The organism is Devosia sp. 67-54 (genome assembly GCF_001899075.1).
GTDB lineage: Bacteria > Pseudomonadota > Alphaproteobacteria > Rhizobiales > Devosiaceae > Devosia_A.
This window is the reverse complement of record NZ_MKVA01000003.1, coordinates 304,912-330,933: the sequence shown is the minus strand read 5'-3', so window position 1 is coordinate 330,933 and position 26,022 is coordinate 304,912. Positions and strand designations below refer to the sequence as shown.

The 26,022-nt window shown below is 69.7% G+C and carries 26 protein-coding genes; 8 read left to right on the top strand and 18 right to left on the bottom strand.

What is annotated here, in order from left to right; all coding sequences use genetic code 11:
- Positions 1-61: 61 nt before the first annotated feature.
- From BGO82_RS04245 to BGO82_RS04230, 4 genes are read left to right on the top strand one after another with little or no spacing between them, the layout of a single operon-like run.
- Complete coding sequence (locus BGO82_RS04245; RefSeq protein WP_291304305.1) at positions 62-388, top strand: YbjQ family protein; 327 nt, start codon at positions 62-64, stop codon at positions 386-388.
- Positions 389-448: 60 nt separating this feature from the next.
- Entirely contained in the window at positions 449-1,804 is a 1,356-nt protein-coding gene (locus tag BGO82_RS04240; RefSeq protein ID WP_291304304.1) for a TIGR03808 family TAT-translocated repetitive protein, read from the top strand.
- A gap of 10 nt (positions 1,805-1,814) precedes the next feature.
- Complete coding sequence (locus tag BGO82_RS04235) at positions 1,815-2,060, top strand: DUF1902 domain-containing protein (protein ID WP_291304303.1); 246 nt, start codon at positions 1,815-1,817, stop codon at positions 2,058-2,060.
- Entirely contained in the window at positions 2,060-2,251 is a 192-nt protein-coding gene (locus tag BGO82_RS04230; RefSeq protein WP_291304302.1) for a type II toxin-antitoxin system HicA family toxin, read from the top strand. The genes BGO82_RS04235 and BGO82_RS04230 overlap by 1 nt, the downstream gene beginning before the upstream one ends.
- Here the strand turns inward: BGO82_RS04230 and BGO82_RS04225 are convergent.
- Complete coding sequence (locus tag BGO82_RS04225) at positions 2,248-3,276, bottom strand: asparaginase (RefSeq protein WP_291304301.1); 1,029 nt, start codon at positions 3,274-3,276, stop codon at positions 2,248-2,250. The two genes, BGO82_RS04230 and BGO82_RS04225, sit on opposite strands and share 4 nt — an antisense overlap.
- Before the next feature lie 118 nt (positions 3,277-3,394).
- Positions 3,395-3,571, bottom strand: a complete 177-nt coding sequence (locus BGO82_RS04220; RefSeq protein ID WP_291304300.1) for a hypothetical protein — start codon at positions 3,569-3,571, stop codon at positions 3,395-3,397.
- Positions 3,572-3,738: 167 nt separating this feature from the next.
- On the opposite strand from BGO82_RS04220, the gene BGO82_RS04215 reads away from it, so the two are divergent.
- Positions 3,739-4,596, top strand: coding sequence for an NAD(P)-dependent oxidoreductase (locus BGO82_RS04215; RefSeq protein ID WP_291304299.1), 858 nt, complete (start codon positions 3,739-3,741; stop codon positions 4,594-4,596).
- Here the strand turns inward: BGO82_RS04215 and BGO82_RS04210 are convergent.
- The 11 genes from BGO82_RS04210 to BGO82_RS04160 form a co-directional block, all read right to left on the bottom strand.
- A complete protein-coding gene (locus tag BGO82_RS04210) occupies positions 4,587-5,597 on the bottom strand; it encodes an NAD-dependent epimerase/dehydratase family protein (protein WP_291304298.1) in 1,011 nt (336 codons plus the stop codon). The genes BGO82_RS04215 and BGO82_RS04210 overlap by 10 nt on opposite strands.
- A gap of 2 nt (positions 5,598-5,599) precedes the next feature.
- Positions 5,600-6,418 carry an NAD-dependent epimerase/dehydratase family protein gene (locus BGO82_RS04205; protein ID WP_291304297.1) on the bottom strand — a complete coding sequence of 273 codons (819 nt, stop codon included), beginning with the start codon at positions 6,416-6,418 and terminating at the stop codon, positions 5,600-5,602.
- Positions 6,415-6,552, bottom strand: coding sequence for a hypothetical protein (locus tag BGO82_RS04200; RefSeq protein WP_291304296.1), 138 nt, complete (start codon positions 6,550-6,552; stop codon positions 6,415-6,417). The genes BGO82_RS04205 and BGO82_RS04200 overlap by 4 nt, the downstream gene beginning before the upstream one ends.
- A gap of 96 nt (positions 6,553-6,648) precedes the next feature.
- Positions 6,649-7,566: an ABC transporter substrate-binding protein gene (locus tag BGO82_RS04195; protein WP_291304295.1), complete on the bottom strand. Its 918-nt coding sequence runs from the start codon at positions 7,564-7,566 to the stop codon at positions 6,649-6,651.
- Positions 7,563-9,308, bottom strand: coding sequence for an ABC transporter ATP-binding protein (locus BGO82_RS04190; protein ID WP_291304294.1), 1,746 nt, complete (start codon positions 9,306-9,308; stop codon positions 7,563-7,565). Before BGO82_RS04190 ends, BGO82_RS04195 begins: the two co-directional genes overlap by 4 nt.
- A 5-nt stretch (positions 9,309-9,313) precedes the next feature.
- Entirely contained in the window at positions 9,314-10,342 is a 1,029-nt protein-coding gene (locus BGO82_RS04185; RefSeq protein WP_291304440.1) for an ABC transporter substrate-binding protein, read from the bottom strand.
- A complete protein-coding gene (locus tag BGO82_RS04180; RefSeq protein ID WP_291304293.1) occupies positions 10,342-11,181 on the bottom strand; it encodes an ABC transporter ATP-binding protein in 840 nt (279 codons plus the stop codon). Before BGO82_RS04180 ends, BGO82_RS04185 begins: the two co-directional genes overlap by 1 nt.
- Before the next feature lie 12 nt (positions 11,182-11,193).
- Positions 11,194-12,255, bottom strand: a complete 1,062-nt coding sequence (locus BGO82_RS04175) for an iron chelate uptake ABC transporter family permease subunit (RefSeq protein ID WP_291304292.1) — start codon at positions 12,253-12,255, stop codon at positions 11,194-11,196.
- The gene (locus tag BGO82_RS04170; RefSeq protein WP_291304291.1) at positions 12,252-13,307 is read right to left on the bottom strand and encodes an iron chelate uptake ABC transporter family permease subunit; all 1,056 of its coding nucleotides are present in this window, start codon (positions 13,305-13,307) and stop codon (positions 12,252-12,254) included. Before BGO82_RS04170 ends, BGO82_RS04175 begins: the two co-directional genes overlap by 4 nt.
- A 3-nt stretch (positions 13,308-13,310) precedes the next feature.
- Positions 13,311-14,195, bottom strand: coding sequence for a siderophore-interacting protein (locus BGO82_RS04165; protein WP_291304290.1), 885 nt, complete (start codon positions 14,193-14,195; stop codon positions 13,311-13,313).
- On the bottom strand, positions 14,196-15,185 hold the full coding sequence (locus BGO82_RS04160; RefSeq protein WP_291304289.1) for an ABC transporter substrate-binding protein: 990 nt from the start codon (positions 15,183-15,185) through the stop codon (positions 14,196-14,198).
- A gap of 308 nt (positions 15,186-15,493) precedes the next feature.
- On the opposite strand from BGO82_RS04160, the gene BGO82_RS04155 reads away from it, so the two are divergent.
- Complete coding sequence (locus tag BGO82_RS04155; protein ID WP_291304288.1) at positions 15,494-16,495, top strand: hypothetical protein; 1,002 nt, start codon at positions 15,494-15,496, stop codon at positions 16,493-16,495.
- A 31-nt stretch (positions 16,496-16,526) separates the two neighbouring features.
- On the opposite strand, the gene ugpC is transcribed toward BGO82_RS04155, so the two are convergent.
- Genes ugpC through BGO82_RS04130 form a run of 5 tightly spaced genes read right to left on the bottom strand, consistent with a single transcriptional unit; the run spans position 16,527 to position 22,131 of the window.
- Positions 16,527-17,597: a sn-glycerol-3-phosphate ABC transporter ATP-binding protein UgpC gene (ugpC, locus tag BGO82_RS04150; RefSeq protein WP_291304287.1), complete on the bottom strand. Its 1,071-nt coding sequence runs from the start codon at positions 17,595-17,597 to the stop codon at positions 16,527-16,529.
- Positions 17,597-19,096, bottom strand: a complete 1,500-nt coding sequence (argH, locus tag BGO82_RS04145; protein WP_291304286.1) for an argininosuccinate lyase — start codon at positions 19,094-19,096, stop codon at positions 17,597-17,599. Before argH ends, ugpC begins: the two co-directional genes overlap by 1 nt.
- Positions 19,097-19,098: 2 nt before the next feature.
- Complete coding sequence (locus BGO82_RS04140; RefSeq protein ID WP_291304285.1) at positions 19,099-19,944, bottom strand: carbohydrate ABC transporter permease; 846 nt, start codon at positions 19,942-19,944, stop codon at positions 19,099-19,101.
- On the bottom strand, positions 19,944-20,882 hold the full coding sequence (locus BGO82_RS04135; RefSeq protein ID WP_291304284.1) for a sugar ABC transporter permease: 939 nt from the start codon (positions 20,880-20,882) through the stop codon (positions 19,944-19,946). The genes BGO82_RS04140 and BGO82_RS04135 overlap by 1 nt, the downstream gene beginning before the upstream one ends.
- A 4-nt stretch (positions 20,883-20,886) precedes the next feature.
- On the bottom strand, positions 20,887-22,131 hold the full coding sequence (locus BGO82_RS04130; protein ID WP_291304283.1) for an extracellular solute-binding protein: 1,245 nt from the start codon (positions 22,129-22,131) through the stop codon (positions 20,887-20,889).
- 193 nt (positions 22,132-22,324) lie between these two features.
- Between BGO82_RS04130 and BGO82_RS04125 the strand changes: the two genes are divergently transcribed.
- Positions 22,325-23,575, top strand: a complete 1,251-nt coding sequence (locus tag BGO82_RS04125; RefSeq protein ID WP_291304282.1) for an ROK family protein — start codon at positions 22,325-22,327, stop codon at positions 23,573-23,575.
- Positions 23,559-25,943: a PIG-L family deacetylase gene (locus BGO82_RS04120; RefSeq protein ID WP_291304281.1), complete on the top strand. Its 2,385-nt coding sequence runs from the start codon at positions 23,559-23,561 to the stop codon at positions 25,941-25,943. Before BGO82_RS04125 ends, BGO82_RS04120 begins: the two co-directional genes overlap by 17 nt.
- Positions 25,944-26,022: the final 79 nt, after the last annotated feature.

Sequence of the window (26,022 nt, the reverse complement as noted above, 5' to 3'; positions counted from 1 at the left end):
CCCCGCCTTGCCAGCCCGCCGCGCCGTTCCTATGTCAGGCCCGGCTTGACCGGAGGACACCATGCTGCTGTCGACGACCGAGGAATTGCAGGGATTTGAGGTCGTCGACTATCTCGGCCTCGTGCATGGCGAGGTGGTGTCGGGCGCCAACATCCTGCGCGACGTGATGGCCACGGTGACCGATTTCGTCGGCGGCCGCTCCGCCGCCTATGAGGAGGAGCTGGTCAATTCGCGCGAGGCGGTGCTGCGCGAGTTGTCCGACCGGGCGCAGCGGCTGGGCGCCGACGGCGTGGTCGGCCTCAGCATCGATTTCGAGGTGATCGGCAGCCGCGGCGCCATGATCATGGTGACCGCCATCGGCACCGCGGTGCGGCTCAAAAAGAGCTGAAATTCACCAAACCGGCGGGGAATGTTGGCCAGCGGCGCCGGATTTGGCGACAATCGGCGCATGAGCGGACACATCTTCACACGACGGCGCCTGTTGGGCGGCCTCGCAGCGGGGCTGGCGATGCCGGCCCTCGTCACCGCCGCGCGCGCGGCCCAGCCCCTCGACGCGGTGGGCGATTTCGGCCTCGATCCCAACGATCAGTCCGACCAGAGCAGCAAGCTGCAGGCGGCGTTCGACGCGGCCGCCGGCGACGGACGGCTGCTGCTGCTGCCGGGCGGCCACGCCGGCTTTGCGGTGAGCAAGCTGACTATCCCGGACGGGCTGCACGTGATCGGCCTCCAGACCATCCTCACCACGCCGGGCGATGCGCGCCTGGCGCTGATCTCGGGCGCTTTCGCCGTCTCGATCGAAGGCCTCGTGTTCCAGGCCAACGCGCCGGAAACGGCAGCGGGCGTCAACGGCCTGGTCGAGATCGAGAATTCGAGCGGCATCAGCTTCCGCCGCTGCGGCTTCTTCAACGCCGCCGGCAACGGCATCGCCGCGACCAATGCCGCCCTCACCGTCGAAGACTGCGATTTCGAGGGCGCCAGCGCCGCGGCGATCCACTCGCAGAACGGCCAGGGCTTCGTCATCCGCGGCAACCGCATCACCGGCGCCGACAATGCCGGCATCCGCATCTGGCGCGACAGCCCCGGCCCGGACGGCACGCTCGTCAGCGGCAACCAGATCCGCAAGATCGACTGGAAGGACGGCGGCAACGGCCAGAACGGCAATGGAGTGTCGATCTACAATGCCGACGAGGTGATCGTCGCCGACAACCGCATCAGCGACTGCGCCTTCAGCGCGGTGCGCATCAACAGCGGCAAGAACTGCCAGATCCGCGGCAATATCTGCCTCGGCTCGGGCGAGACCGCGATCTATTCCGAATTCGCCTTCTCCGGCTCGGTGATCGCCGACAACACGGTGGACGGCGCCGCCACCGGCATCGCCGTCACCAACATGGACCAGGGCGGGCATCTGGCGACGGTCAGCGGCAACATCGTGCGCAACATCGCGCCGCATTCGGCCACCAATCCCGACGCACAGCCGGTGGGCATCTACGCCGAGGCCGACGTGGTGGTGAGCGGCAACAGCGTCGACACCGTGCCGGGCGCCGGCATCGTCGCCGGCTTCGGGCCGTATGTGCGCAACGTCGTGGTGGCCGACAACCTCGTCACCAACGCCATGATCGGCATCGGCGTCAGCGTCGTGCAGCAGCAATCGCCGGGCCCGGTGCGGGTCAGCGGCAACCTCGTCAGCAGCGCGCAGCAGGGCATCGTCGGCATGGAATGGAGCAAGGTGGTGAGCCCCGACCTCGCCAAGGACGCCAAGCGCTACCCGAATGTGACGGTGGACGGCAACACGGTCAGCCGCTAGGATCGCCGCCATGCAGAAGAGCTTTTACGTGCGCGCGCTCTGGGACGACGACGTGAAGCGCTGGTATTCCGAGAGCGACATTCACGGCCTCGCCATCGAGACCGATACCCTTGATGAATTTGAAGAAGTGCTTTTCGACGTTGCTGCCGACCTCATAATCGCCAATCACTTTTCCAAAGATGACATTGCCTCGATGCCCCTGAGGGAACTGATGCCTGCCATCGTTTGGGAAAGGCCGCGCGAAAAGGCGGCCTAGTGGTCAAGGGCTTCTACCTGGCACTGACCAAGGAACTGGAAGCCTTGGGCTTCACGTACAAGGTCAACGCCAAGGGCAGCCACGAAAAGTGGGTGCGCGGCAAGGAAGTGCTGATTGTCCCGCGCCATCTGCTGTCGCGGCACGTTGCCAATACGCTCCTGCGGCTCGCCGGAAGCCAGCGCCGCTTCTAAACCTGCGGCCGCATCGCCGCCGTGGCCTTGATCATGCCGACGTCGAGGCCGCGGACGTTGCGGGTGATCTGCACGGCGAAGCGCTTGAGCACGTGCTCCTGCTCGGGCGTCGGGTCGGCGATGGCGAGCAGCAGCGTCGCCACCATCACCTGCGAGGCCAGCATGTTGCCGTCGTCGACCTTGAGGGCGTAGCCCCAGCCCTTGTCGCGCACGGCGCCGCACTGCACGCCCTCGGCGCCGCCCTTCTGGAACACCCGCCCGCCGAACGCCCGCATCACCTCGGTGTCGAGGCTGCCGGTGCCGCCGACCAGCTCGGGGTGGGCGGTGGCGGCATCGAAGATGCGCCGGGCGCCGGCGGCGAAATTGTCGGGCAGCCCCTCCCCCGTCGCCATGCGGGCGAAGCCGGCGGCGAAATCGCGAAGCGGCGCGGCCCAGGTGGGGATGGAGCAGCCGTCGGTGCCGGAGCGCTCGACGTCGAGCGGCTCGTGCAGCACCGTCTCGATGCCGGAGCGGACCTCGACCTGCACCGGATGGTCGCGGTCGACGTAATGCGCCGTCGGCACGCCGAGCGCCCTGGCGACGGCGAGCATGCCCGAATGCTTGCCCGAGCAGTTGTTGTGCACCGACGAGGGCGCCTGGCCGCTGTCGCGCAGCTTTTCGCGCGCCGGGGCGAAGGTGGGCGCATGCGCGCCGCATTCGAGGTCGGAGATGCCGAGCCCGATATGGCCGAGGAACGAGGTCACGCCGGAAACGTGGAAATCCTCGCCCTGGTGGCTGGCGCAGGCGAGCGCCAGCTCGGTGTCGGTCAGATGGAATTTGTCGATGGCGCCCGAGCTCACCAGCGCCAGCGCCTGCATCGATTTGACGGCGGAGCGCGGAAACACCGGCCGCTCGATGTCGCCGGCGGCGGCGATCACATTGCCTTGAGCGTCGCTGACGACGAAGGCGCCGCGGTGGCGATTCTCCACCCAGCTGCCGCGCGTGGTTTCGGCGAGGATCGGGTTGGCATCCAATCTGGGGTCCATGAAAAATCGGCCTCCGTGCTGCCCTGGTGGGACAACAGGAGGCCGGCAAAGTCAAGAAGAGGAGGTCGGGAGGCAGGCACGTTGCATGGGACCGACTGGGAGGTCGGCAGGGAAAACCTTACTTGCGGGGCGACAGCTGCAGGGTCAGCACGTCGTAGGACGGGCCGGCGAGCTCGGAGCCGGCCTTGATGCCGCCCTTGCCGGCGAGCGCCGGCTGGATGGCGAAGGCGCCGGCGCCGACGATGATGATGCCGGCGAGGATGCCGATCAGCAGCTTTTCGTGGGTCCTGGTCATTTGCAATCTCCCCGCGGGGTGAATTTCGGTGTGCCCGTTCTAGGGGCCGGCAACTGAAGTAACGGTGAGGCGCCCATTCAGTTTCCGTTCATGAGACGAACGCCGCCGCCAACTCCTTGGCTTGTCTGTTGCCGCCGGCGATGGAATGATCGCGACAGGAGGACGACATGACCAAGGTGATCGTGACCGGCGGCAGCGGCAAGCTGGGGCGCGCCGTGCTCAAGGATTTGGTGGCCAACGGCTACGAGGTGCTCAACATCGACCAGATGCCGCCGCGCGAGCCGATCGCGCCGACGGTGCGCATCGATCTCACCAATTTCGGCGAGGTGGCGGCGGCCATCCTCGGCGGCATCGACGAGCATCGCGGGCCGTTCGACGCGGTGGTGCACCTCGCGGCGATTCCGGCGCCGGGGCTCGCCGCCAATGCCCGCATCTTCGCCAACAACGTGCCGGCGACCTACAATGTGTTCGAGGCGGCGCGGCTGGCGAAGATCAAGACCGTGGTGTTCGCCTCGAGCGAGACGGTGCTCGGCCTGCCGTTCGAGACGCCGCCGCCCTATGCGCCGGTCGACGAGGAGTATTATCCGCGCCCGGAGACCGCCTATTCGCTCGGCAAGCTGGTGGACGAGACCATCGCCCGGCAGTTCGCGCGCTGGGACCCCGAGCTGAAGATCGCGGGCCTGCGCTTTTCCAACGTCATGGACGTCGAGGACTACAAGGCGTTCCCCGGCTTCGACGCCGACCCCAGGAAGCGCAAATGGAACCTGTGGGGCTATATCGACGCGCGCGACGGGGCGCAGGCGGTACGCAAGGCGATCGAGGCCGAGTTCAAGGGCTTCGAGGCCTTCATCATCGCCAATGCCGACACGGTGATGAGCCGCGCCAACGCGTCGCTGATGGCCGAAGTGTTCCCGGGCGTCGAGACGCGGCCGTCGATGTCAGCCACCGGCACGCTGCTGTCGATCGAGAAGGCCAAGCGCATGCTCGACTACAACCCGCAGCACAGCTGGCGCAATCACGTCTGAAGCCGGGCCCAGTCGCGGCGGTACCAGTCGACCACCGCTGCGACGCCGTCGGCGATCGGGGTCGCCGGCACGTCGCCGACCAGCGCGCGCAGCAGCGACACGTCGGCGGCGGTGGCGGCCACGTCGCCCGGCTGCATCGGCAGCAGCGTGCGCCGCGCCGGTTGGCCGAGCGCGGCTTCGAACGCGGCGATGAACGCATTGAGCGATGCCGGGGCGCCGCCGGCGATGTTGACGACACGCCAGGGCGCGGCCGGCGACAGCGTGTCGTGGGCGTGCACGGGCTCTCCCGCCGGCACGCGCGGGAGCAGGCGCGACACCGCCTCGACCACGTCGGCGACATAGGTGAAATCGCGCGACATGCGGCCGTGGCCGTAGACCTCGATGGGGCGGCCATGGGCGATGGCGTCGGCGAATTTCAGCGCCGCCATGTCGGGCCGGCCCCATGGCCCGTACACGGTGAAGAACCTGAGGCAGGTGGTCGGCAGGCCGAACAGCGCGGCGTAGGAATGGCTCAGCGCCTCGCCGCCGCGCTTGGTCGCGGCATAGATCGACAGCGGATAGTCGGTGCGGTCGGTTTCGACGAACGGCGTCGGCGGATGTGCGCCATAGACCGAGCTGGTCGACGCCACCAGCAGGTGCCTGGGCGGCGATGCCCGCAGCGCCTCCAGCAGGTTGAAGGTGCCGTCGAGATTGGTACTGACATAGCTCTGCGGCGCGTCGATGGAGTAGCGGACCCCCGCCTGCGCCGCGAGATGGACGACGATGTCGGGCCTCGCCCCGGCAACCGTGCGCCGCAGTAGATCGGCGTTCTCCAGCATGCCGGTAACGGCACGGAAGTTCGGCGATTGCGCGAGGATGGCGTGGCGCGCGCGCTTCAGGCGGACATCGTAGTAGTCGGTGAGGCCGTCATAGCCCACCACGGCGTGGCCGTCGGCGAGCAGGCGCTGCGCCAGATGGAAGCCGATGAAGCCGGCCGAACCGGTGACGAGGACGGTTGCCACCGCTAGCCCGCCACGCCCAGCAGCCGCGCGGCCTTGCTGGAGTCGAAGAAGCTGCGATGGCCGCTGAGATCGCCGCGGATCGGCACGTCGGGATAGTATTGCCGCGCCAGCTCGAGGCTCGGGATGTCGTTGGTGGTGTCGGCGGCGACGATGTAGAACACCTCGTGGCCGGCGAAGCGCCCGGGCTCGACGGCCGCGAGGCAGGCATCGGCGGCGTGCCGCCGCAGCGTATAGGCCCACAGGTGCATCGCCGCCCGGCGCGTCGGGACATTGAACCGCTGCGCCGCCTGGGCGCGGTCTTCGACGACCCAGTGGAAGCGCATGCTGGCCACCTGCAGGTCGGCATAGCGGCGTGCGAGGTTGTCGGCCTGCGCCTCGCAGATCCATTTGGAGAGCGCATACGGCTCCTCGCCGTGATTGGGGTGCTGCTCGTCCACCGGGAAATAGTCGAAGCTCGCCGCGCGGCTGTAGGAGAGGCCGATGGCGTTGACGCTGGAGGCCTGGCAGATGCGGCGGATGCCGCATTCGATGGCGGCGCGCATGGCGTTGTAGCTGCCCACCACATTGTTGTTGTGGACGACATGGTCCGGATGATGGAACGGCTCCGGGATCGCCGCCATGTGGATCAGCGCGTCGCAGCCGGCGAAAGCCCGGACCAGCCCGTCATAATCGGACATTTCGAGCTGGCGGTAGTCGACGCCGGGAGCGGGTTCGGCCGGCAGGTCGCGGTCGAGGCTCAATAGCGTATCGCCCCGCGCCAGCGCCCGTTCGACGATGGCGCGGCCGACCTTGCCGCTGCCGCCGGTCAGCGCGATCTTCATCGGCCCGCCTCCGTGTGGACCCTGATGCAGCCGATGGCGAACGGCCGGCCAAAGGCGGCGGTGACGCCGCATTGCTGCGCCGGCCGCCAGACCGGATCGGGCGTGGGGTCGATGAATTCGGCAATGCGGGGCATGGCGGGTCCGGTGGAGTCGTCGCCGCCAAGGTGCCTCACCGGCGCGCCGAAGTCGATTGCCCACGACCGCCGGGCCGGAATTTCGCCGGCCTTGGCTCAGGCGAACAGCGCGAACAGCTGCTCCCAGGCCGGGATGATGTGGCGCGCCGAATAGCCGCCGCCATAGAAGGTGCCGCTGGCCTTGACGATGCGGCCGGCCGCCACCGCCGGCAGGCGCTGCCAGATCGGGTTGGCCTCGAGCGCGGCGAGCCGGCTCTCGTCGTCGGCATCGAGCAGGAACGCATCGACGGCTCCCAGCACCTCGGGCGCGCGCTCGACGCTGATGACGCCGTACTCGCCGAGCCGGTCCGAGGCGATGGTGCGGCCGCCGAGATCGGCCAGCACCTGGCCGGCGAGAGTGACGTTGCTGGTCCCCTCCCCCAGCAGCAATTGCACCTCGCTGCTGTCGGGCTCGAACCAGATGGCGGCCACCAGCTTGCCGGCGATCGCCGCGGCGTGCGCGGCCTTCACCTTGTCGAGCTCGCCGGTGTAGGCGGCGATGAACCGGTCGGCGGCCGGGCGGCGGCCGAGCCAGTCGCCCATGCGGGTGAGGTTGGCCTGCCAGTTGAGCTTGTAGTCGACCGGGATCACCGGGGCGATGCCGCCGAGCCGGTCGATGGGCCAGTAGTCGCTGCCGGGAATGTCGGTGCAGACGATGAGGTCGGGGTCGAGCGCGGCGATCGCCTCGCGGTCGGCCGGGCCGCCGATGAAGGTGGCGCCCTCGGGCAGCGGAATCCAGTCGAGCCGCTCCTCCTGCACGCCATAGCCGATGACGGGCAGGCCGAGCGCCAGCGCCGGCTCGACGTCGAGGCGGAAATCGACGGCGACGACGCGCTGCGGCTGGTCGGGCACGTCGTAGGTGCCGGCCGAGGTGGTGATGCCGTGCGCATCGGCGGCGCGCGCCGGGCCGAGGCCGGTAAGGCCGGCGGCGAGCGCACCGAGGCCGAAGCCGCGGCGGGTAAGGCGGATGCTCATGGCGATCTCCTGTCGGACGTGGCGGCGCCCGGGCCGTCCTGGAAGGCGTTGAGGGTGGCGTAGAGGCCGCGCCGGCCGACGAGCTCGGCATGCGTGCCCTGCTCGATGAGGCCGCCCTCGTCGATGACGAGGATGCGGTCGGCGTTGCGCACGGTGGCGAGCCGGTGCGCGATGACCAGCGTGGTGCGGCCCTTCGACAGCTCGGTCAGCGACGCCTGGATCAGCCGCTCGGTCGCCGTATCGAGCGCCGAGGTCGCCTCGTCGAGGATCAGGATCGGCGGGTTCTTGAGGAAGATGCGGGCGATGGCGAGCCGCTGCTTCTGGCCGCCCGAGAGCTTCACCCCGCGCTCGCCGACGAGGGTGTCGAGCCCCTCGGGCAGGCTGGCGATCAGCCCGTCGAGCTCGGCCCGCCGCGCCGCCTCGAGGATTTCGCCGTCGCCGGCGCCGAGCCGGCCATAGGCGATGTTCTCGCGGATGCTGCCGCCGAACAGGAACACGTCCTGCTGCACGATGCCGATCTGGGCGCGCAGCGACGCCTGCGTCATGTCGCGGATGTCGATGCCGTCGATGCGGATCGAGCCGCTCTCGAGCTCGTAGAAGCGCGGCAGCAGCGAGCAGATGGTGGTCTTGCCGGCGCCCGACGGGCCGACCAGCGCCACGGTCTCGCCGGCGCCGATGCGGAGGTTCAGCCGGTCCAGCACCTTGCGGCTGCCGCCATAGGAAAAGCTCGCATCGGTGTAGGCGATGTCGCCCTTGAGATGCCCCACCTCGACGGCGCCGGGGCGGTCGGCGATGTCGGGCGCGGTGGCCAGCAGCGCGCTGAAGCGGCGGAAGCCGGCGAAGGCCTGCGGGTAGCTCTCGAGCACCGCGGTGATCTTGTCGATCGGCCGCATGAACACGTCGATCAGCAGCAGGAAGGCGATGAAGCCGCCATAGCTGAGGCTCCCCTCTATGACGAACCAGGTGCCGGCCAGCATCACCACGATCTGCAGCAGCCGGGTCGACAGATAGTTGAGCGTGATCGACGCGGTCATGTTGCGATAGGCGGCGAGCTTGGTGTCGCGATAGCTCTGGTTGTCGCGCTCGAACAGGCGCTGCTCGTGCGCCTCGTTGGCGAAGGCCTTGACCACGCGGATGCCGCCCATGCTCTCTTCGACGCGCACGTTGAAGTCGCCGACCTTGTGGAACAGCGCGTGCCAGTTCTGCGTCAGGCGGGCGCCGTAGGTGGCGGCGAGCCAGGTGACCGGCGGCACGATGGCGAAGGTCACCAGCGCCAGCGGCCAGTGCACCAGCAGCATCAGCAGCAGCGCGCCGAAAAAGGTCATCACCGCGACCAGCAGGTCCTCCGGGCCGTGATGGGCCACCTCGCCCACATCCTCGAGGTCGCGCGTCACGTGGGTGATCAGCTCGCCGGTCTTGGCGTTGTCGAAATAGCGGAAGCTGAGCTTGGTGAGATGCGCGAAGGCGAGCCGGCGCATGTCGGTCTCGATGCTGATGCCGAGCACGTGGCCGAGATAGTTCACCACGCCGAGGAGCACGGTGTTGAGCGCATAGACCAGCAGCAGGCCGCCGGCCGCCAGCAGGATCCAGCCCCAGGCGCCCGACGGCAGCAGGCGGTCGATGAAGGCCTGCACCGCCGCGGGGAAGGCCAGCTCCAGCAGGCCGACCAGGATGGCGGCGCCGAAATCGATCAGCGCCAGCCGCCGGTACGGCCGATAATAATGGAGCAGGCTGCGGAACATCGGGCTCAGGCGGCGACGGCCTTGGCCAGCTCGGGCACGAAGCGCTCGAGCATCCACGGGATGCCGAGCACCGAGGGCGCCGACATCGACATGGCGAAGGCCTTGTCGGTCATGCGCAGCATGCGGTGCGCGGCGATGGGGGCGAAGCGCTGCATCGCCTCGTTCTGGTAGATGGCGTCGGAGTCCGCATCGCCCTCGTCGAGGAAGATGACGACGTCGGCATCGACGGTGGAAAGATTCTCGAAGCTCACCTTGAAGAAATAGCCCGGCTGCTGCGACAGCGCCTTCACCCCGGCGGAGGGCTCGAGGCCGAGCTGGCCGACCAGCTGCACGCGCGGATCGGTCAGCGAATAGACGTTGATGCCGGGCTCGCCCACCCAGGCCGAGGCGAAGGTGAAGCTCCTGCCCTTGAACTCGGGATGCGCCGCCGCGGCGGCGGCGATGAGGCCGTTGGTCCTGTCGATCAGCCCCTGCGCCGCGTCCGGCTTGCCGAGCACGCGACCGGCGTCGAGCGTGATGTCGTGCCAATTGCCGGCCCAGGGCGCACTGGCGTAAGCGGCGACGGGGGCGATGGCGGTGAGGCGATCGTACTGCTCCTGCGTGAGGCCGCTGTAGAAGGCGAGGATGGCGTCGGGCTGCAGCGCCAGCACCTGCTCGTAGGGAATGTCGCTGTCGAAATTGATGCGCTCGGGCAGCGCCATGCCCTGCGCCTTCAGCGCCGATGTCAGCCAGGGCAGCAGCTTGTTCTCGTCGCCGCCCCAGGCCTGCTCGGGCACGCCGAGCGGCGCCGTGCCGAGCGCCACCACCGCGTCCTGCGTCATCCAGCCGATGGTGACGATGCGCTGCGGCGGGGCGGCGAACACCGTCTCGCCGAAGACGTGCCTGAAGCTCAGCGGAAAGCCGTCGGCGGCGCGCGCGGCGCGCGGCACGATCAGCAGGCTGGCGCCGAGGCCGGCGAGGCCCTGCGCGACGCGGCGGCGGGTGAGGTTGGGCATGGCGAAATCCTTGGGTCGATGGTTGTCGGGGGAGCGCATCACGATGCCGTCTCCTCGAAGGGGTGCAGGCCGCCGCTTTGCGGGATCACCAGCGGGGTGTGCGACACCGGGTCGTCGATCACCGTGCAGGGCAGGCCGAACACCGATTCCACCAGCGCGGCGGTGACGATGTCGGCGGGGCGGCCTTCGGCCACCACCACGCCGTCGCGCATGGCGATGAGGTGGCTGGCGTAGCGGCAGGCGTGGTTGAGGTCGTGCAGCACGGCGACCACGGTGTGGCCGCGGGCGCGGTTGAGGTCGCGCAGCAGGTCGAGCAGCTCGATCTGGTGGGCGATGTCGAGGAAGGTGGTGGGCTCGTCGAGCAGCAGGATCGGCGTCTGCTGCGCCAGCACCATCGCCACCCAGACGCGCTGGCGCTGGCCGCCCGACAGCTCGTCGACCAGCCGGCCGGAGAAGCGGTCGACGCGGGTGGCGGCCATGGCGTCGGCCACCGCCTGCTCGTCCTCGCGCGACCATTGCTGCAGGAGCTTCTGGTGCGGATAGCGGCCGCGCGCCACGAGGTCGGCGACGGTGATGCCGTCGGGGGCGATCGAGGTCTGCGGCAGCAGGCCGAGGCGCTGCGCGATCTCGCGGGCGCGATAGGTCTGGATGGCGCGGCCGTCGAGCAGCACCTCGCCGGCGGCCGGCTTCAGCAGCCGCGACAGGGCACGCAGCAGCGTGGACTTGCCGCAGGCATTGGGGCCGACGATCACGGTGAAGGAGCGCTCGGGGATGTCGACGTCGAGCGCGCGCGCCACCACGTGGCGGTCGTAGCCGATGGTGGCGTTGCGGACCGACAGGCGCGGGGTGGCGGCGACGATGCTGGAATGCTGGTTCATGCGGCTCACTCCTCAGCGCCGTGCTTCGCGCATCAGCAGCCAGGCGAAATACAGCCCGCCGATGCACACGGTGACGATGCCGACCGGCAGCTGGGTCGGGGCGAAGGCGCGCTGCGCCAGATAGTCGGCGCCGGCGAGCAGCAGCGCGCCGGTGGCGGCGGCCGGCAGCAGCGCGACGCCGCTGGTGCCGCAGAGGCGGCGGGCGATCTGCGGCGCCGCCAAGGCGACGAAGGTGATCGGGCCGGCGGCGGCGGTGACGGTGGCGGTGAGCGCGACGCCCAGCACGGTCATGCCGAAGCGCGTGCGCTCGACATTGACGCCGAGCGCCCTGGCGGCGTCGTCGCCGAGCTCGAGCTGGCGCATGGCGCGGCCGAGCAGCAGGGTCAGCGGCACGATGATACCGAGCACGGCGCTCACCTGCCCCAGCCGCTCCAGCGTCATGCCGTTGAGCGAGCCGGCGCTCCACACGGCGGCGGTCATCGCCACCTTGAGGTCGGCCTTGATCAGCAGATAGCTGTTGAGCGCGGTGAGCATGGCGCTGACGCCGATGCCGACGATGATCAGGCGGAAGCCCTGCACGCCGCCGCGCCAGGCGAGGATATAGACGATGGCCGCCGACAGGATGCCGCCGGCCAGCGCGCCGGCGGCGATGCCGTAGAAATTGCCGTGCAGCACGATGATCACCAGCAGCGCGCCGGTATAGGCGCCGGAATCGAAGCCGATGACGTCGGGGCTGCCGAGCGGGTTGCGGGTCAGCGACTGGAAGATGGCGCCGCTCATGCCCAGCGCGGCGCCCATGATCAGCGCCAGCGAGGTGCGCGGCAGGCGCCATTCGACCACCACCATATGCACCTTGGCGGTTGCCTGCCCGAGCAGCGCGCCCGCCACCTCGCCAGGCGAGAGCTGGAACTCGCCGCTGGCCAGCGTCACGAGGCCGATGGCGACGGCGCCGAGCGCGAGCAGCGCCGCCATCGCCAGCACGCGCGGATTGACGCGCGCCGACAGCCGGCCGCCCCACAGCCGCAGCGCGGCGCTCGGCTGGCCGAAATCGATGCCGGGGGCGCTGAGGCTCATAGCCCGCTCACCTTGCGGCGGCGGGCGAGCAGGATCAGCACCGGGGCGCCCACGAAGGCGGTGACGATGCCGACCTGCAATTCGCCCGGTCGCATGACGATGCGCCCGAGGATGTCCGAGACCAGCAGCAGGATGGGCGCCAGCACCAGGGTGAAGGCGGCGATCCAGCGCTGGTCGGGGCCGGCGATCCAGCGCGCCACGTGCGGCACCATCAGGCCGACGAAGCCGATGGGGCCGGCGATGGCGGTGGCGGCGCCCGACAGCAGCGTCACCGCGACCACCACCAGCACGCGGGTGCGCAGCATGTTGGCGCCGAGCGCGGCGGCGAGGTCGTCGCCCAGCGCGATGGCGTTGAGCGGCCGGCTGACCGCCACCGCCAGCCCGATGCCGACGACGATGAAGGGCAGGATGACCAGCAGATTGTCGTAGCCCGGCGTGGTCAGCGAGCCGGCGCTCCAGTAGCGCAACCGGTCGAAGGCGGCCGGGTTGAGCAGCGCGAGGCCGTTGGAGATGCCGCTCAGCACCGCGCCCACCGCCACGCCGGCGAGGGTCAGGCGGATCGGCGTCGCGGCGCCGCGGCCGACCGAGCCGATGGCATAGACGAGCAGCGTCGCCAGCACCGCGCCGAGGAAGGCGAACCAGATGTAGCCGCCGATGCTGGCGATGCCGAGGAAGCCCACGGCGAGCGTCACGAAGAAACTCGCCCCGGCGTTGACGCCGAGGATGCCCGGATCGGCGAGCGGATTGCGGGTCAGCGCCTGCACCAGCGCGCCCGAGAGGCCGAGCGCCACGCCGACCGTCAGCCCGAGGACGGTGCGCGGAATGCGCAGCGCCACGATGATGGCGCGATCGTCGCTGTCGGTCGCGTGCAGCAGCGAATCGAGCACCGTGGGCAGCGGAATGTCCTTGGAGCCGATGGCGACGCTGAGCAGCAGCACCAGCGCCAGCGCCGCGACGGCAAGGCCGAGCCACAGCAGGCGCTGCGCATTGCTCGCCGCCACGCCGCTGCGGGCGGTGGCCGATCGATCCGCCGCGAGCGCCAGCGAGGTCATGGCTCAGAGCCCCACCAGCTCGTAGGTGGCGTCGACCTCGTCCTGCACCTCTTCGGGGTCGCGGTCGGACTCCCAGGCCGCCTCGATGCGGCTGCGGATCGCCGGGTCGAGCGCCTCGTAGCGCGCCTCCCAATCGTGCTGCGCCACCCAATAGCCGACGAGCTCGTAGCATTGGGCCGGCAGCTTCAGCTCCTGGCGCACATATTTGCGGATGCCGCGCACCACCTTCTGCTCGCCCGCCACCCAGACGTAGCCGGGGCCGGCCGGCAGCGGCACGCGCCGCAGCACCGCGTCGAGGCCGCTGGGGGCGACGCCGTTGCCGCCGTGCAGCCAGGTGATGGAGGTGCCGGGCGGCGTTGCCAGCGGCTGCTCGTGGGCGGCGTCGATCACCTCGGCGAAGACGCGGGTCTGCAGGCCGGGCGGCATCTGCTCGAGCAGGCGCGACAGCGCCGGCAGGCCGGTGGCATCGGCGGCGAGCAGCTGCCACTGCGTTCCGGGCGGCGGCGCATAGAGGCCGCGCGGGCTGTTGAGGGTGATGCTGTCGCCGGGCGCGGCGCGCTGCGCCCAGTCGCTGGCGACGCCGCCTGCGTGCACGACGAAGTCGATGTCGAGCTCGCCGCGCACCGGATCGAAGCGGCGCACGGTATAGGTCGAGCAGCGGACCTTGGAGGGGCCGTCCGGATAGGTCCAGCGGCCGGTCTCGTCGATCACGGGCAGCGCCAGCTCGCCGGTCGCGGGATCGGGGAAGAACAGCCGCAGATATTCGTCGCCGATGCCGGTCGAGCGGAACGTATCGAGGCCGGCGCCGCCGAAGGTCAACCGCAGCATGCCCGGCGTCAGCAGGGTCCGCCGCAGCACCGTGGCGGTATGAAAGCGGCTGGCCGCCACTTAGGGGGCGACCTTGGTCGCCGGATCGCCGTCGAGGGCGGCGGCGAGCATCGGCGGCAGCTTGTCGAGCAGCCAGGCGATGGACAGCGGCGTCTGGAACGACAGCGCTCCCGACATGGTCCCCTGCCCGTCGTCGAGCCACACCGACCGCCCTTCGCGGGCGAGGCGCAGATTGCGGTAGAGCGGCATGGCCTCGACCAGCTTCTGCGTGTCGCTGCCCGCATCGATCGGCCAGACCACCGCGTCGAGATCGAGCGTGCGCAGGTTTTCCGGGCTGACGGTGATGCGGTTGCTTTCCTCGTCGCCTTGGCCGCGGAATTCCGGGGGGAAGCTCAGGCCAAGGCTGACGAGGAACCGGCTGGCGCTGTCCTCCTCATCGTAGAGGTGGAAGACGCCGTCATCGTAATAGACATTGGTCGCCGTCCTGCCGGCGAATTGCGGATAGTCGGCCTTCACCCTGGCGAAGCGGGCCTCGATGTCGGCGACGATCCTGTCCGACTTCTCGGTGCTGCCGGAGGTGGCGAGGTCGATGGCACGCAGCTCGTCCTGCCAGGGCGCGCCCCAGGTCGGATAGCCCTTGGGCAGCGCCACGACCGGCGCGATGCGGCTCAGCGCGTCGTATTGCGCCTGGTCCATCTCGATGAAGGTGCCGACGATGAGGTCGGGGTTCTGGTCGAGCACCCATTCGAGGTTGAGCTCGTCACCGTTGAACACCGCCGGCTCGGCGCCCACTGCCTGGCGCGCCGCCTCGGCCCAGGGCCAGGTGGCATAGGGATGGTCGCCCCACCAATTGCGCACCGCGACCGGGGCGATGCCGAGGGCATAGAGGAAATCCTGCTCGACGTAGCCGATCGACACCACCCGCTTGGGCTGCGCCGCAACGGTGGTGGTGCCGAAGCTGTTGTCGAGGCTCACCGGAAAGCCGGCGGCCAGCACCGGAGCCGCTGCCAGCGTCAGACCCAGCGCCAGGGCACCCGCGACCGTCTTCATCGTCACCACCGAAACCTTGCCGAAACTTTGCGTTTGTCGGTGCGGCGGTAACAATCATGATTATGCTGGTCAACTTAAAAGCGCCAAGTTTGGAATGGGTCTAAACAACCGCGCATCGCGCTCGATTAGACCGATGTTCCAGCGGCTCGCCGGCCGCGGCGTTAATCATGACTATAAATGTCGACTTAACAGCATAAAGCTGACTTTCGCAATCAGGAAAATCGACGGCGGACGACAAATCCCGCGTTGAACCGCCCGCGCGGCGGCCCGTAAGCATCTGGCGTTACGGTTCGAGCTTGGGGGCTTAGATGAAGACGATTTGCACAGCCATGGGGCTGGCTGCGGCGGCCATTGCCGCGGGCACGGTGTCGGCGCGGGCGGAAGAGGCGGCCAAGCCGCTCACCGTGGTGATCGACAATTACGCGACCTATGACGACGCCGGCGCCCTGGTCAGCAACCACGAGCTCGACTTCACGCTCGAAGGCACCGCCGGCGCGTGGACGCTGGGGGCCGAGGCCTGGTTCGGCGTCATGGCCGAATACGCCACCTCGACGCTGACGCTCGAGATCCCGACGCTGCTGCTCTACGCCAAATCCGACGCCTTCGGCGAGATCGACGCCTGGGACGCCAGCAACGCGCTCGGCAATGCCTGCGTGACGCCGCCCGGCGGCTCGACGCATTTCGGCAGCGAGGACCTGATGGCCTTCGGCACCTGCGCCGGCTACAGCGGGCAGGCCCTCACCTACATCACGCCGGACTTCTTCGACGGCTTCGGGCTGCAGGTGTCGGTGATGAAGGACCTCGAGGGCCAGACCGCCGCCGGCGAGGTCGACAGCTCGGTGTCGGCGGCGCTGACCTATACGCGCACCACCGAGACCGACGTCACCTACAGCGCCAGCCTCGGCGTCGACGCGGCCACCAGCCTCAATGGCGGCGTGCCGGCGGGCACCGCGCTGCCGGTCACCGTGCAGGGCGGCGGCAGCGTCGGCTGGGACGGCTGGACGGTCGGCGGCGCGGCGCAGTACGAATTCGCCTCGCTCAGCGGCGGCAACAGCTGGGGGCTCGGGCTCGGCGTCAGCAAGGACGTCACCGAGCAGCTGACGCTGGGGGCCGAGCTCGCCATCGACGGCTACGAGGACGCCGCCGCGGCGGTGATCTACCGCGAGTTCAGCCTGGGCACGACGGCCGAATACAAGATCCTCGACAACGCCTCGATCGATGCCGGGCTCAACGCCATCCGCGTCATCGGCGACGACGGCAGCGACACGATTTCGTGGCAGATCGGCACGGGCCTGTCGATCTCGTTCTGATCCGGATGAACGTGGCTGTCGGGCGCGGCCTCTAGGCGCGCCCGAGGCTTTTCTCGGACTGCGCGTCGAACAAATAGAGGCTGCCCGGCGCGGCGCTGGCCGAAATGGTCTGGCCCACGGCGAGCGCCGATTTGCCGGGCGCAGTGGCCGTGACCTCGGTGTCGCCGACCGTCAGGTGCACCAGCGTTTCGGCGCCGAGCGGCTCGATGGTGTTGACGACGCCGTTGAGCGTCAGCCCGCCCTCCTGCGGCGCGGCGCCGGCCACGAGGTCATGGGCGCGCACGCCAACCAGCATCTGGCCGCGCGCCGCCTGCCGCGCCGCGACGGGCGACGCCGCTCCGGCGACGGCGAGGCCGCCGTCGCTGCCGGTCGCCTTCAGCATGTTCATCGCCGGGCTGCCGATGAAGCGGGCGGTGAACACGTCGGCGGGGCTCTCGTAGATCTCTGTCGGCGTGCCGACCTGCAGGATGTAGCCATCGCGCATGACGACGATGCGGTCGGCCATGGTCATGGCCTCCACCTGGTCGTGCGTCACGTAGACGATGGTGCTCTTCAGCCGCTGGTGCAGGCGCTTGATCTCGACGCGCATCTGGCCGCGCAATTGCGCGTCGAGGTTGCTGAGCGGCTCGTCGAACAGGAAGGCCACCGGGTCGCGCACCATGGCGCGGCCGATGGCGACGCGCTGGCGCTGGCCGCCCGACAGCTGCGACGGCCGGCGCTTCAGCAGCTCCTCGAGGTCGAGGGTACGCGCCGCCGCCTCGATGCGCTTCTGCTTTTCGGCCTTGTCGAGCCTGGCGGTGTAGAGGCCGAAGCCGATGTTCTGCGCCACCGTCAGATGCGGATAGATGGCGTAGTTCTGGAACACCATCGCAATGTTGCGCTGCTTGGGCTCGCGGTCGTTGACGATCTCGCCGCCGATGCGGACGGCACCGGCCGAGATGTCCTCGAGCCCGGCGATCATGCGCAGCGTCGTCGACTTGCCGCAGCCGGACGGGCCGACCAGCACCACGAACTCGCCGTCGGCGATGTCGAGGTCGATGCCGTGCACGACGGTGTTGGAGCCGAAAGACTTGGTCAGCTTCTCGAGCGAGATGGTGGCCATCAGCGGGGTTCCTTGAGGGCGGCAAAGCGGCGGTCGAGCTGGGCGCGCGCGGCGGCGTCGCGCTCGGCATGAGCGCGGCGGCGGGCCTGCAGCTCGGCCAGCGCGGCGCGGTAGCCGGCGATGGCGTCGCCGAGCGGAGCCGGCGCCGGCCCGCCGAGGCGGGTGCGCACGGCGACGAAATATTCGGGCGAGACGATCTCGGCGAAGCGCGCCGCATCGAATTTCGGCTGGCGCCCGGTGGCGGCGACGAACGCGGCGCGGAACGGCGCATAGCCGTCGCGGCCGAGGTCGCCCTCCGCAGCCACCACGGCGCGCGCCACGGCGGCGGCGATCTCGTGCCCCTCGCGGAACGACAGCCCCTCCTCGCGCACCAGCGTGTCGGCGAGCTCGGTGACGGTGATGCAGGAGCGGCTGATATTGGCGCGCACCCGCTCGCCGTTCACCCGCACCGCGCCGAGCAGCGCCGCCAGCAGGTCGAGCACGCGGAAGGCGGTGCCGAACGCCTCGTAGCCGAAGCGCTGCGTCTCGCCCTCGCTGTCGTTCATGTCGGTGAACGGGGTGTTGTGCATGATGTCGAGCACGGCGCGGGCGCGCCCCAGCGTCTGGCTGCTCAGGTGGCGCAAATGCTCGATCGGCACCGGGTTGCGCTTCTGCGGCATGATCGAGGAGATCTGAACGAAGGCGTTGGGCACGTAGAGCTGGCCGACCTCGAAGCTGGTCCAGAACTGCAGATCCTGGATCGGCCGGCCGAGGTGCAGCATCAGCAGCTCGAGCGCGCCATAGGTGGCGGTGATGTAGTCCACGCCGGCGATGCAGCTATAGGAGTTCTGCAGCGGCCGGGCGAAGCCGAGCAGCTCGGCGACCAGCCCGCGATCGATGGGAAAGCCGGTGGTGGTGATGGCCGCGGCGCCCATCGGCGACAGATCGACGATGGCGCGCGCCGACTCGACGCGCGCGATGTCGCGCAGCAGCACCTCGATCATCGCCGCGAGGTAGTGGCCGTAGGTCGTCGGCTGCGCCGGCTGGCCGTGCGTGTAGGCGACGATCAGCGTCGCCCGCTCGCGCTCGGCCGCCTCGATCAGCGTTTGCAGCAGCTGTTCGAGCTTGCCGAGCAGCGCGTCGAGGCGCGGCTTCAGCGCCAGCTTGAACAGCGTGTGGTCGATGTCGTTGCGCGAGCGCGCCGTGTGCAGCCGGCCGCCGAGGTCGGGGCCGAGCCGCGCCTTCAGCTCGCGCTCGACGAGAAAGAAGAAGTCCTCCACCTCGCCGGTATAGGCGAGGCCGTCGATGTCGAGCGAGGCGTCGATCGCATCCAGCGCGACGGCGATGGCGGCGGCCTGCGCGGGCTCGAGGATGCCGGTCGCGGCCAGCATCACCAGATGCGCGCGGTCGATGCGGCGGAAGCCGTCGACATGGTCGGCCTTGACGCCGTCGAACAGCGGCCGGAGCACCGTGTCCTTGTAGACGGGATCGGGAAAGACGCTGCTGTCGGCCTGCGGCATGGTCAGCCCTTCAGCCCGGCCAGCATGACGCCGCGCACGATGAAGCGTTGCAGCAGCAGGAACACCACCAGCGTCGGAATGGTGGCGAGCGCGGCGCCGGTCATGATCATCTCCCAGCGCGTGTCCTGCGCGTCCGAAAAGCTCGAGATGCCGACCGGGATGGTATAGAGGTCGTTGCTGGTGGTGACGATCAGCGGCCAGAAGAACGCCGTCCAGTTGCCGAGGAAGGTGAAGATCGCCAGCGCCGACAGCGCCGGCGTCACCAGCGGCATCGCCACCTTCCACCAGATGGTGAATTCGTTGAGCCCGTCGATGCGCGCCGCCTCGAGGAAATCGTCGGGCACGCTCTCGAAGAACTGCTTCATCAGGAAGGTGCCGAAGGCCGTCATCATGCCCGGGAACATGATGCCCCAATAGCTGTCGAGCCAGCCGAGCTTGGACGACATCAGGTACCAGGGGATCACCAGCATCTCGGTGGGGATCATCAGCGTCGACAGGATGGCGAGGAAGATGAAGTAGCGGCCGCGGAAGCGGAACTTCGCCAGCGTGTAGCCGACGAGGCTGTCGAAGAAGACGTTGGAGATGGTCACCGACACCGCGACGATGGTGGAATTGAGCATCCAGCGCATGAAGTGGCCGTCGGCGAGCGCCGTGACGTAATTGTCCAGCGACGGCCGCGCCGGGATCAGCCGCAGATCGTAGACCTGCGCCGAGCTCTTGAGCGAGGTCGAGAACATGTAGAGCAGCGGCGTGACCATGATCAGGCCGCCCAGCAGCAGCAGCGTCCAGGCGACGACGCGGCCCGGACGGATGCGCTTGCGGTTCATCGCCAGCTCGGCCGTGGCCATCAGCGGTCCCTCAGCAGGAAGAGCTGGAGCAGCGAGATCACCAGCAGGATGACGAACAGCACCACGGTCTGCGCCGCGGCATAGCCCATGTCGTAGGACGAGAACGCCGTCTGGTAGATCAGCAGCACCAGCGGCTTGGTGGAGTTGAGCGGCCCGCCCGGATCGTTGTGCGTCATGTTGAAGACGGAATCGAAGATCCTGAGGAAGCCGATCGAGGAGAACACCACGAGGAAGATGGTGGTCGGCCGCAGCAGCGGCAGCGTGATCTTGCGCAGGATGGCCCACTCGCCCAGCCCGTCGATGCGCGCCGCCTCGTAATAGGTCGCGGGGATGGCGCGCAGGCCGGCCATGAAGATGATGATCTGGAAGCCGAGGCCGGCCCAGATGCCGGTGACGGTGATGGCCGGCAGCGCCTGCGCCGGGGTGCGCAGGAACGGCTGGGCGGGAATGTGCAGGTGCGACAGCAGGCCGTTGATCACCCCGACCGGCACCGGCTGGTAGAACCAGCGCCAGACCCAGGCGAGCGCCGCCGCAGTGGTGAGGAAGGGCAGGAAATAGAGGGCGCGGATGAAGCCGTGCAGCACGCGCACGCGGTCGAGGTAGTAGGCGATGACAAAACTCAGCACCAGGCTGATGGGCATGCCGATCAGCAGGTACTCGAAGGTGTTGCCGAAGACCTTCAGGAACACCGGGTCGGCGAACAGGCGCTGGTAGTTCTCGAGGCCGATGAACTGCGCCGGGCGCATCAGGTCCCAGTCGGTGAACGACAGCCAGAACGCATAGAGCGTCGGGTAGAAGCGGATCCAGCCGTAGAACAGGATGGGCAGGGCCAGAAAGCCCCAGGCCCAGACGACGCGGCGCTGGTGCAGCGTCAAACGCGAACCGACGCGGCCCGTGGGGGCCGCGCCGGTCGAACGTGCGGAGACGCTTTCGGCCAAGAGCTTACTTCTTGGCTTTGTCGATGATGGCCTGTTCGGCCTTGGCCGCCTCGGCCAGCGAGTCGGCCGGCGATTCGCCGTTGAGCACCACGCGGTTGACCATGTCGATGGCGCCCTGGCGCTGCGCCGCCTCGTCGACGAAGGTCGTCGTGTGGGCGTAGTCGAGGCCCTTGAGGAACGGCGCGTAGATCGGGTCGTTGAGGTTGGCGTCGGTCAGCGCCGCGGCGCGGCGGGCCGGCAGCTCGCCGACGGTCTTGAGCCAGATCTGCATGGCCTCGGGCGAGGTCACATATTGCAGGAACTTCTCGGCGGCGGCCTTCTTGTCGCCGCTGGTGTCGGCGGACAGGCCGTTGGCGAAGTAGCTGGCGAAATTGCCGCGGACGCCGTCGGCATTGGCCGGCAGCTCGGTCACGCCCCACTCGAAATCGGTGATCGGCCTGAAGCTGCCGAGGCGGAAGGTGCCGTCGATGGTGAAGGCCGCGAGCCCGCCCTTGAAGGCGGCCTGGCCCTCGTCCATGAAGCCCACCGCGCCCACCTTCTCCTTGGTGGCGAGATCGGTGTACCAGGTCAGCGCCTTGACGCCGGCGTCGCTGTTGTAGGCGACGTTGCCCTTGTCGTCATACGGCACGCCGCCGAACTGGCGGACCAGCACCTCGCGCCACCACTGGTGGTCCTGGCCGGCGAAATCGAGGGTGATGCCTTCCGAGGTGATGTTGCCGGCGCCGTCGGTCTTGACGGTCTTTTTGGCGTCGGCCACCAGCTCGTCCAGCGTCTTGGGCGGCTCGGTGATGCCGGCGTCCTTGAGGATGTTCTTGTTGTAGAACAGCGCCAGCGAGCGCACCGCGGTGGGCAGGCCGTAATATTTGCCGTCGCGCGAGATCGCCGACACGATCGGGAAGAAATCCTTCTCGATTTCGGCATTGGGGAACACTGCGGGATCGAGCGCCTGCAGCACGCCGCCCTGCTGGAACTTGTCGAGCCAGCCATAATAGAACTGCAGCACGTCGGGGCCGTTGCCGGCGGCGTGCGCGGCGATCACCTTGGTCTGGTAGTCGTCGTACGGGAAGGTGGTCTGCTTCACCGTGATGTCGGGGTTGGCGGCCTCGAAATTCTTGATCAGTTCGTCCATCGCCTTGACGCGAGTGTCGTAGACGTACTGCCAGTACTGGATTTCCACCGCCTGAGCGGCGCTAGCGGCGAGAAGGCTGATGCCGGCGGCTAGAGCGGCGATCTTTACGGAAAAGCGCATCGGATGTGTCTCCCTTGTCCCCTTCGGCGCGGCGGGTTGCATGCTGCGCGCCATGCGCACCCGGCGGCCGGAGTGCTGCGGAGGGGATGCTGGGGCCTGCCGGCTGGACTGTCAATAAAATAATCTAGTTGAGTTATTCGCCGCGCGCCTGTTTGCTGGACAAGTTTTTCCGTCCGCGGTTTCAGCACGGCAGATGACCAGGCACAGCAATCAGGACGTTCCGGCGCGGCTGGCGATCGGCAGCAATCCCGAGCGCAACCGGCGGCACAACCGGCGCGTGGTGCTGGAGGCGGTCCGCACGCATGGGGCGCTGGGGCGCACCGAGATCGGCCGGCTGACGCGGCTCACCGCGCAGGCGGTCGCCAACATCGTCGACGATCTGGTGCGCGAGAATTTCCTGGTCGAGACCGGGCGGCTGCGCAGCGGCCGCGGCCAGCCGCCGATCCAGTTCGCGGTCAACCCCGACGGGCCGGTGACGGTCGGGGTCGAGCTCGCCGCCGACCATCTGACCACGGTGCTGCTCGATCTCACCGGCAGCATCCGGGCGCAGTCGAGCAAGCCGATCGCCGAGCAGTCGCCGCGCGCCATGGCCAGGCGGGTCGCGCGCGAGATCGGCCGGCTGCGCGCCAGCGTCAACCGGCCGGCGCCGATGCTGGGCGTCGGCGTGGTGATGCCCGGCCCGTTCGAGATCGAGGGCATCGCCTCGGCCGGCCCCGGCACCCTGCCCGGCTGGCACGGCATCGACGCGGCGGCGGTGCTGGCCGAGGCCATCGGCGAGGCGGTGATCATCGAGAACGACGCCACCGCCGCGGCGGTGGGCGAGCGCCTGCACGGGGCCGGGCGCGCCATCGAGGATTTCTGCTTCGTGTATTTCGGCGTCGGCCTCGGGCTCGGTATCGTGCAGGGCGGCCGGCCGATGCGCGGCGCCTTCGGCAATGCCGGCGAAATCGGCCTCATTCCGCTGAGCGGGCGGAACGGCCGCGTCGCCGGCGCGCTCGAACGCTTCGCCTCGCCGCACGCGCTGCGCGAACGGCTGGCCGCCGCCGGCGTCGCCGCGCCGGACGTCGCCACGATTGAAGCCCTGTTCCAGTCGGGCGATCCGGCGCTCGCCGCCTGGATCGGCGAGGCGGCGGACTATCTGGCGCAATTGGTGGTGACGCTCGAAAACATCCTCGATCCGGAAACCATCGTGTTCGGCGGGCGGCTGCCCGATGCGGTGATCGATGCCATCATCGCCGCGCTGGAGCCGCTGCCGCCGTCGATCGCGACGCGGGCGATGCGGGCGCAGCCGCGGGTGCGGCGCGGCCAGACCGGGCAATTGACGGCGGCGCTGGGCGCCGCCGCGCTGCCGCTGTTCGAGACGGTGACGCCGCGCCTGCACCTTGCCGCCACCCCCGCCGGAGCCGAGACCAACCAGGAGCCTAGTCGTGCTGACCGATCGTGAACGCCTGGCGCGGCAGCGCGCCCGCCCCCTGCTGCTCGAGCTGCACAACGCGCTGACCCGGCTGACCTCGACGCTGACGGTGATGAACACCGGTGCGCATCCCGACGACGAGCAGAGCGGCATGCTGGCGGCGCTGCGCTTCCGCGACGGCATGCGGGTGGTGATCGCCTGCTCGACGCGTGGCGAAGGCGGGCAGAACAGCCTCGGGCCGGAGCGCGGCGGCGCGCTCGGCGTGGTGCGCACGCGCGAACTCGAAGAGGCGGCGCGGGTGCTCGATGCCGACCTCGCCTGGCTCGGCTTCGGGCCGGGCGATCCGGTGCACGATTTCGGCTTCTCCAAGAACGGCGTCGACACGCTGGCGCGCTGGGGCCGCGAGCGGCTGCTGGAACGGCTGGTGCGCGCCTATCGGCGCGAGCGTCCCGACATCGTGATACCGACCTTTCTCGACGTTCCCGGCCAGCACGGCCACCACCGCGCCATGACCGAGGCGGCGGAAGCGGCGATCGCCCTCGCCGCCGACCCCGAGGCGTTCCCCGAACATGCCGCCGAAGGGCTGGCGCCGTGGCGCGTCGCCAAATACTACCTCCCCGCCTGGCCGGGCGGCGGCGGCACCTATGACGACGAAGTGCCGCCGCCCAACGCCACCGTGCTGGTCGAGGCCGGCGGCCGCGACGCCGCCACCGGCGCGCCCTATGCCGAGATCGGGCAATGGTCGCGCGCCGACCATGCGACGCAGGGCATGGGACACTGGCAGGCGGTGCCGCAGACGAGCTGGGCGCTGCATCTCGAATCCGACGCCGGCGGCAGCGAGCACGGCATCGCCGACGCCCTGCCCGCCGACCTTCGCACCCTCGGCACGACGCTGGGCGGCGCTGCTGCGGCGGCGCTGGCCGAGGCGCAGGACCGGATCGACGACGCGCTCGCGGCGTTCCCGCAGCGCGACGGCATCGTCACCGCGCTGACCGCGGCGGCCACTGCGCTCGCGCGCGCCGATGCGGCGCTCACATCCGAGCAGCGCGCGGCCGCCGGCCATCGCCTCGCGCGCAAGCAGCGCGAGATCGACGCCGCGCTGCTGCTTGCCGCGGGCGTCCGCGGCAGCGCCTGGCTGGCGCCCGCCGCCATCGCGCCCGGCGGCGACGCCGAGCTCAATGCGCATGTCGATGCGGATCTGCCCGTCACCGTCCGGCCCGTCGCCGATGCGGCGCTCGCCGTCGGCCCGGGCGCGACGCGCGACGGCATCACGCGCCATCTCGTCCGCGCCGCGGCGGACGCCCCGCTCACCTCGCCCTTCGCCGAAGGCTTTGCATCAGCCGGCGGCAACGGCCTGCTCTGGGTCGAGCTCAGCGCCGAGATCGGCGGCCGGACCGCGCGCATGGCGCTCGACCTCGACGAGCCGGCGGCGATCGTGCCCGCCGTCTCCGTCAGCGTCGATCCCGACGCGGTGCTGCTGCCGCTGCCCGTCTCCACCGGCCCCATTGCGGTGACGCTGCGCGCCGACCGTCCCGGCGCCGGCGTCACGCTCGCGGCCGCCCCCGGCTTCGCCGTCAGCGCCGATGGCGGCCGCCTCGCCGTCACCCCCGCGCCAGAGCTCGCGGCGGGGCGCACCCGGCTGCCGGTGCTGGTCGACGGCGCTCCGGGCTATCGCAGCACGCCGATCGCCTATCCGCATATCGGGCGCACGCGCTGGCTCGAGCCGGCGGGGCTCGACGTGCTGGCGCTCGACCTGGCGCTGCCGACCGGCGCCCGCATCGGCTATGTGGGCGGCGGCGCCGACCATGTCGGCACCTGGCTCGAACGGATGGAGCTGGCGGTCGACACGCTCGACGCCGACGCCCTGGCCAGCGACCTCGCGCGCTACACCACCATCGTCGTCGGCATCTTCGCCTTCGGCCTGCGCCCCGACCTCGCGGCGGCGACGTCGCGGCTGCACGACTGGGTGCGGGCCGGCGGCCATCTGGTGACGCTCTACCACCGGCCGAGCGACGGCTGGGACCCCGACCGCACGCCGCCGGCGCGCCTCAGGATCGGCTCGCCGTCGCTGCGCTGGCGCGTCACCGATCCGGCGGCGGCGGTGACGGTGCTGGCGCCCGGCCATCCGCTGCTCAACGGTCCCAACCGCATCGGCCCCGACGACTGGGCCGGCTGGGACAAGGAGCGCGGCCTCTATTTCGCCTCGGAGTGGGACCCGGCCTATGTGCCGCTGCTGTCGCTCAACGATCGCGGCGAGGCGCCGCTCACCGGCGCGCTGCTGTCGGCGGAGATCGGCAAGGGCCGGCACACGCACACCAGCCTCGTGCTGCACCACCAGATGGACCGCCTGGTCCCCGGCGCCTTCCGGCTGCTCGCCAACCTGGTGCAGCCGGCGTAACACGCTCGTATCGACGCAAGCACCACCGCACCAGCGGCCCTATCGCCCCCCTCCCCCTTGCGGGGAGGGGCTGGGGGTG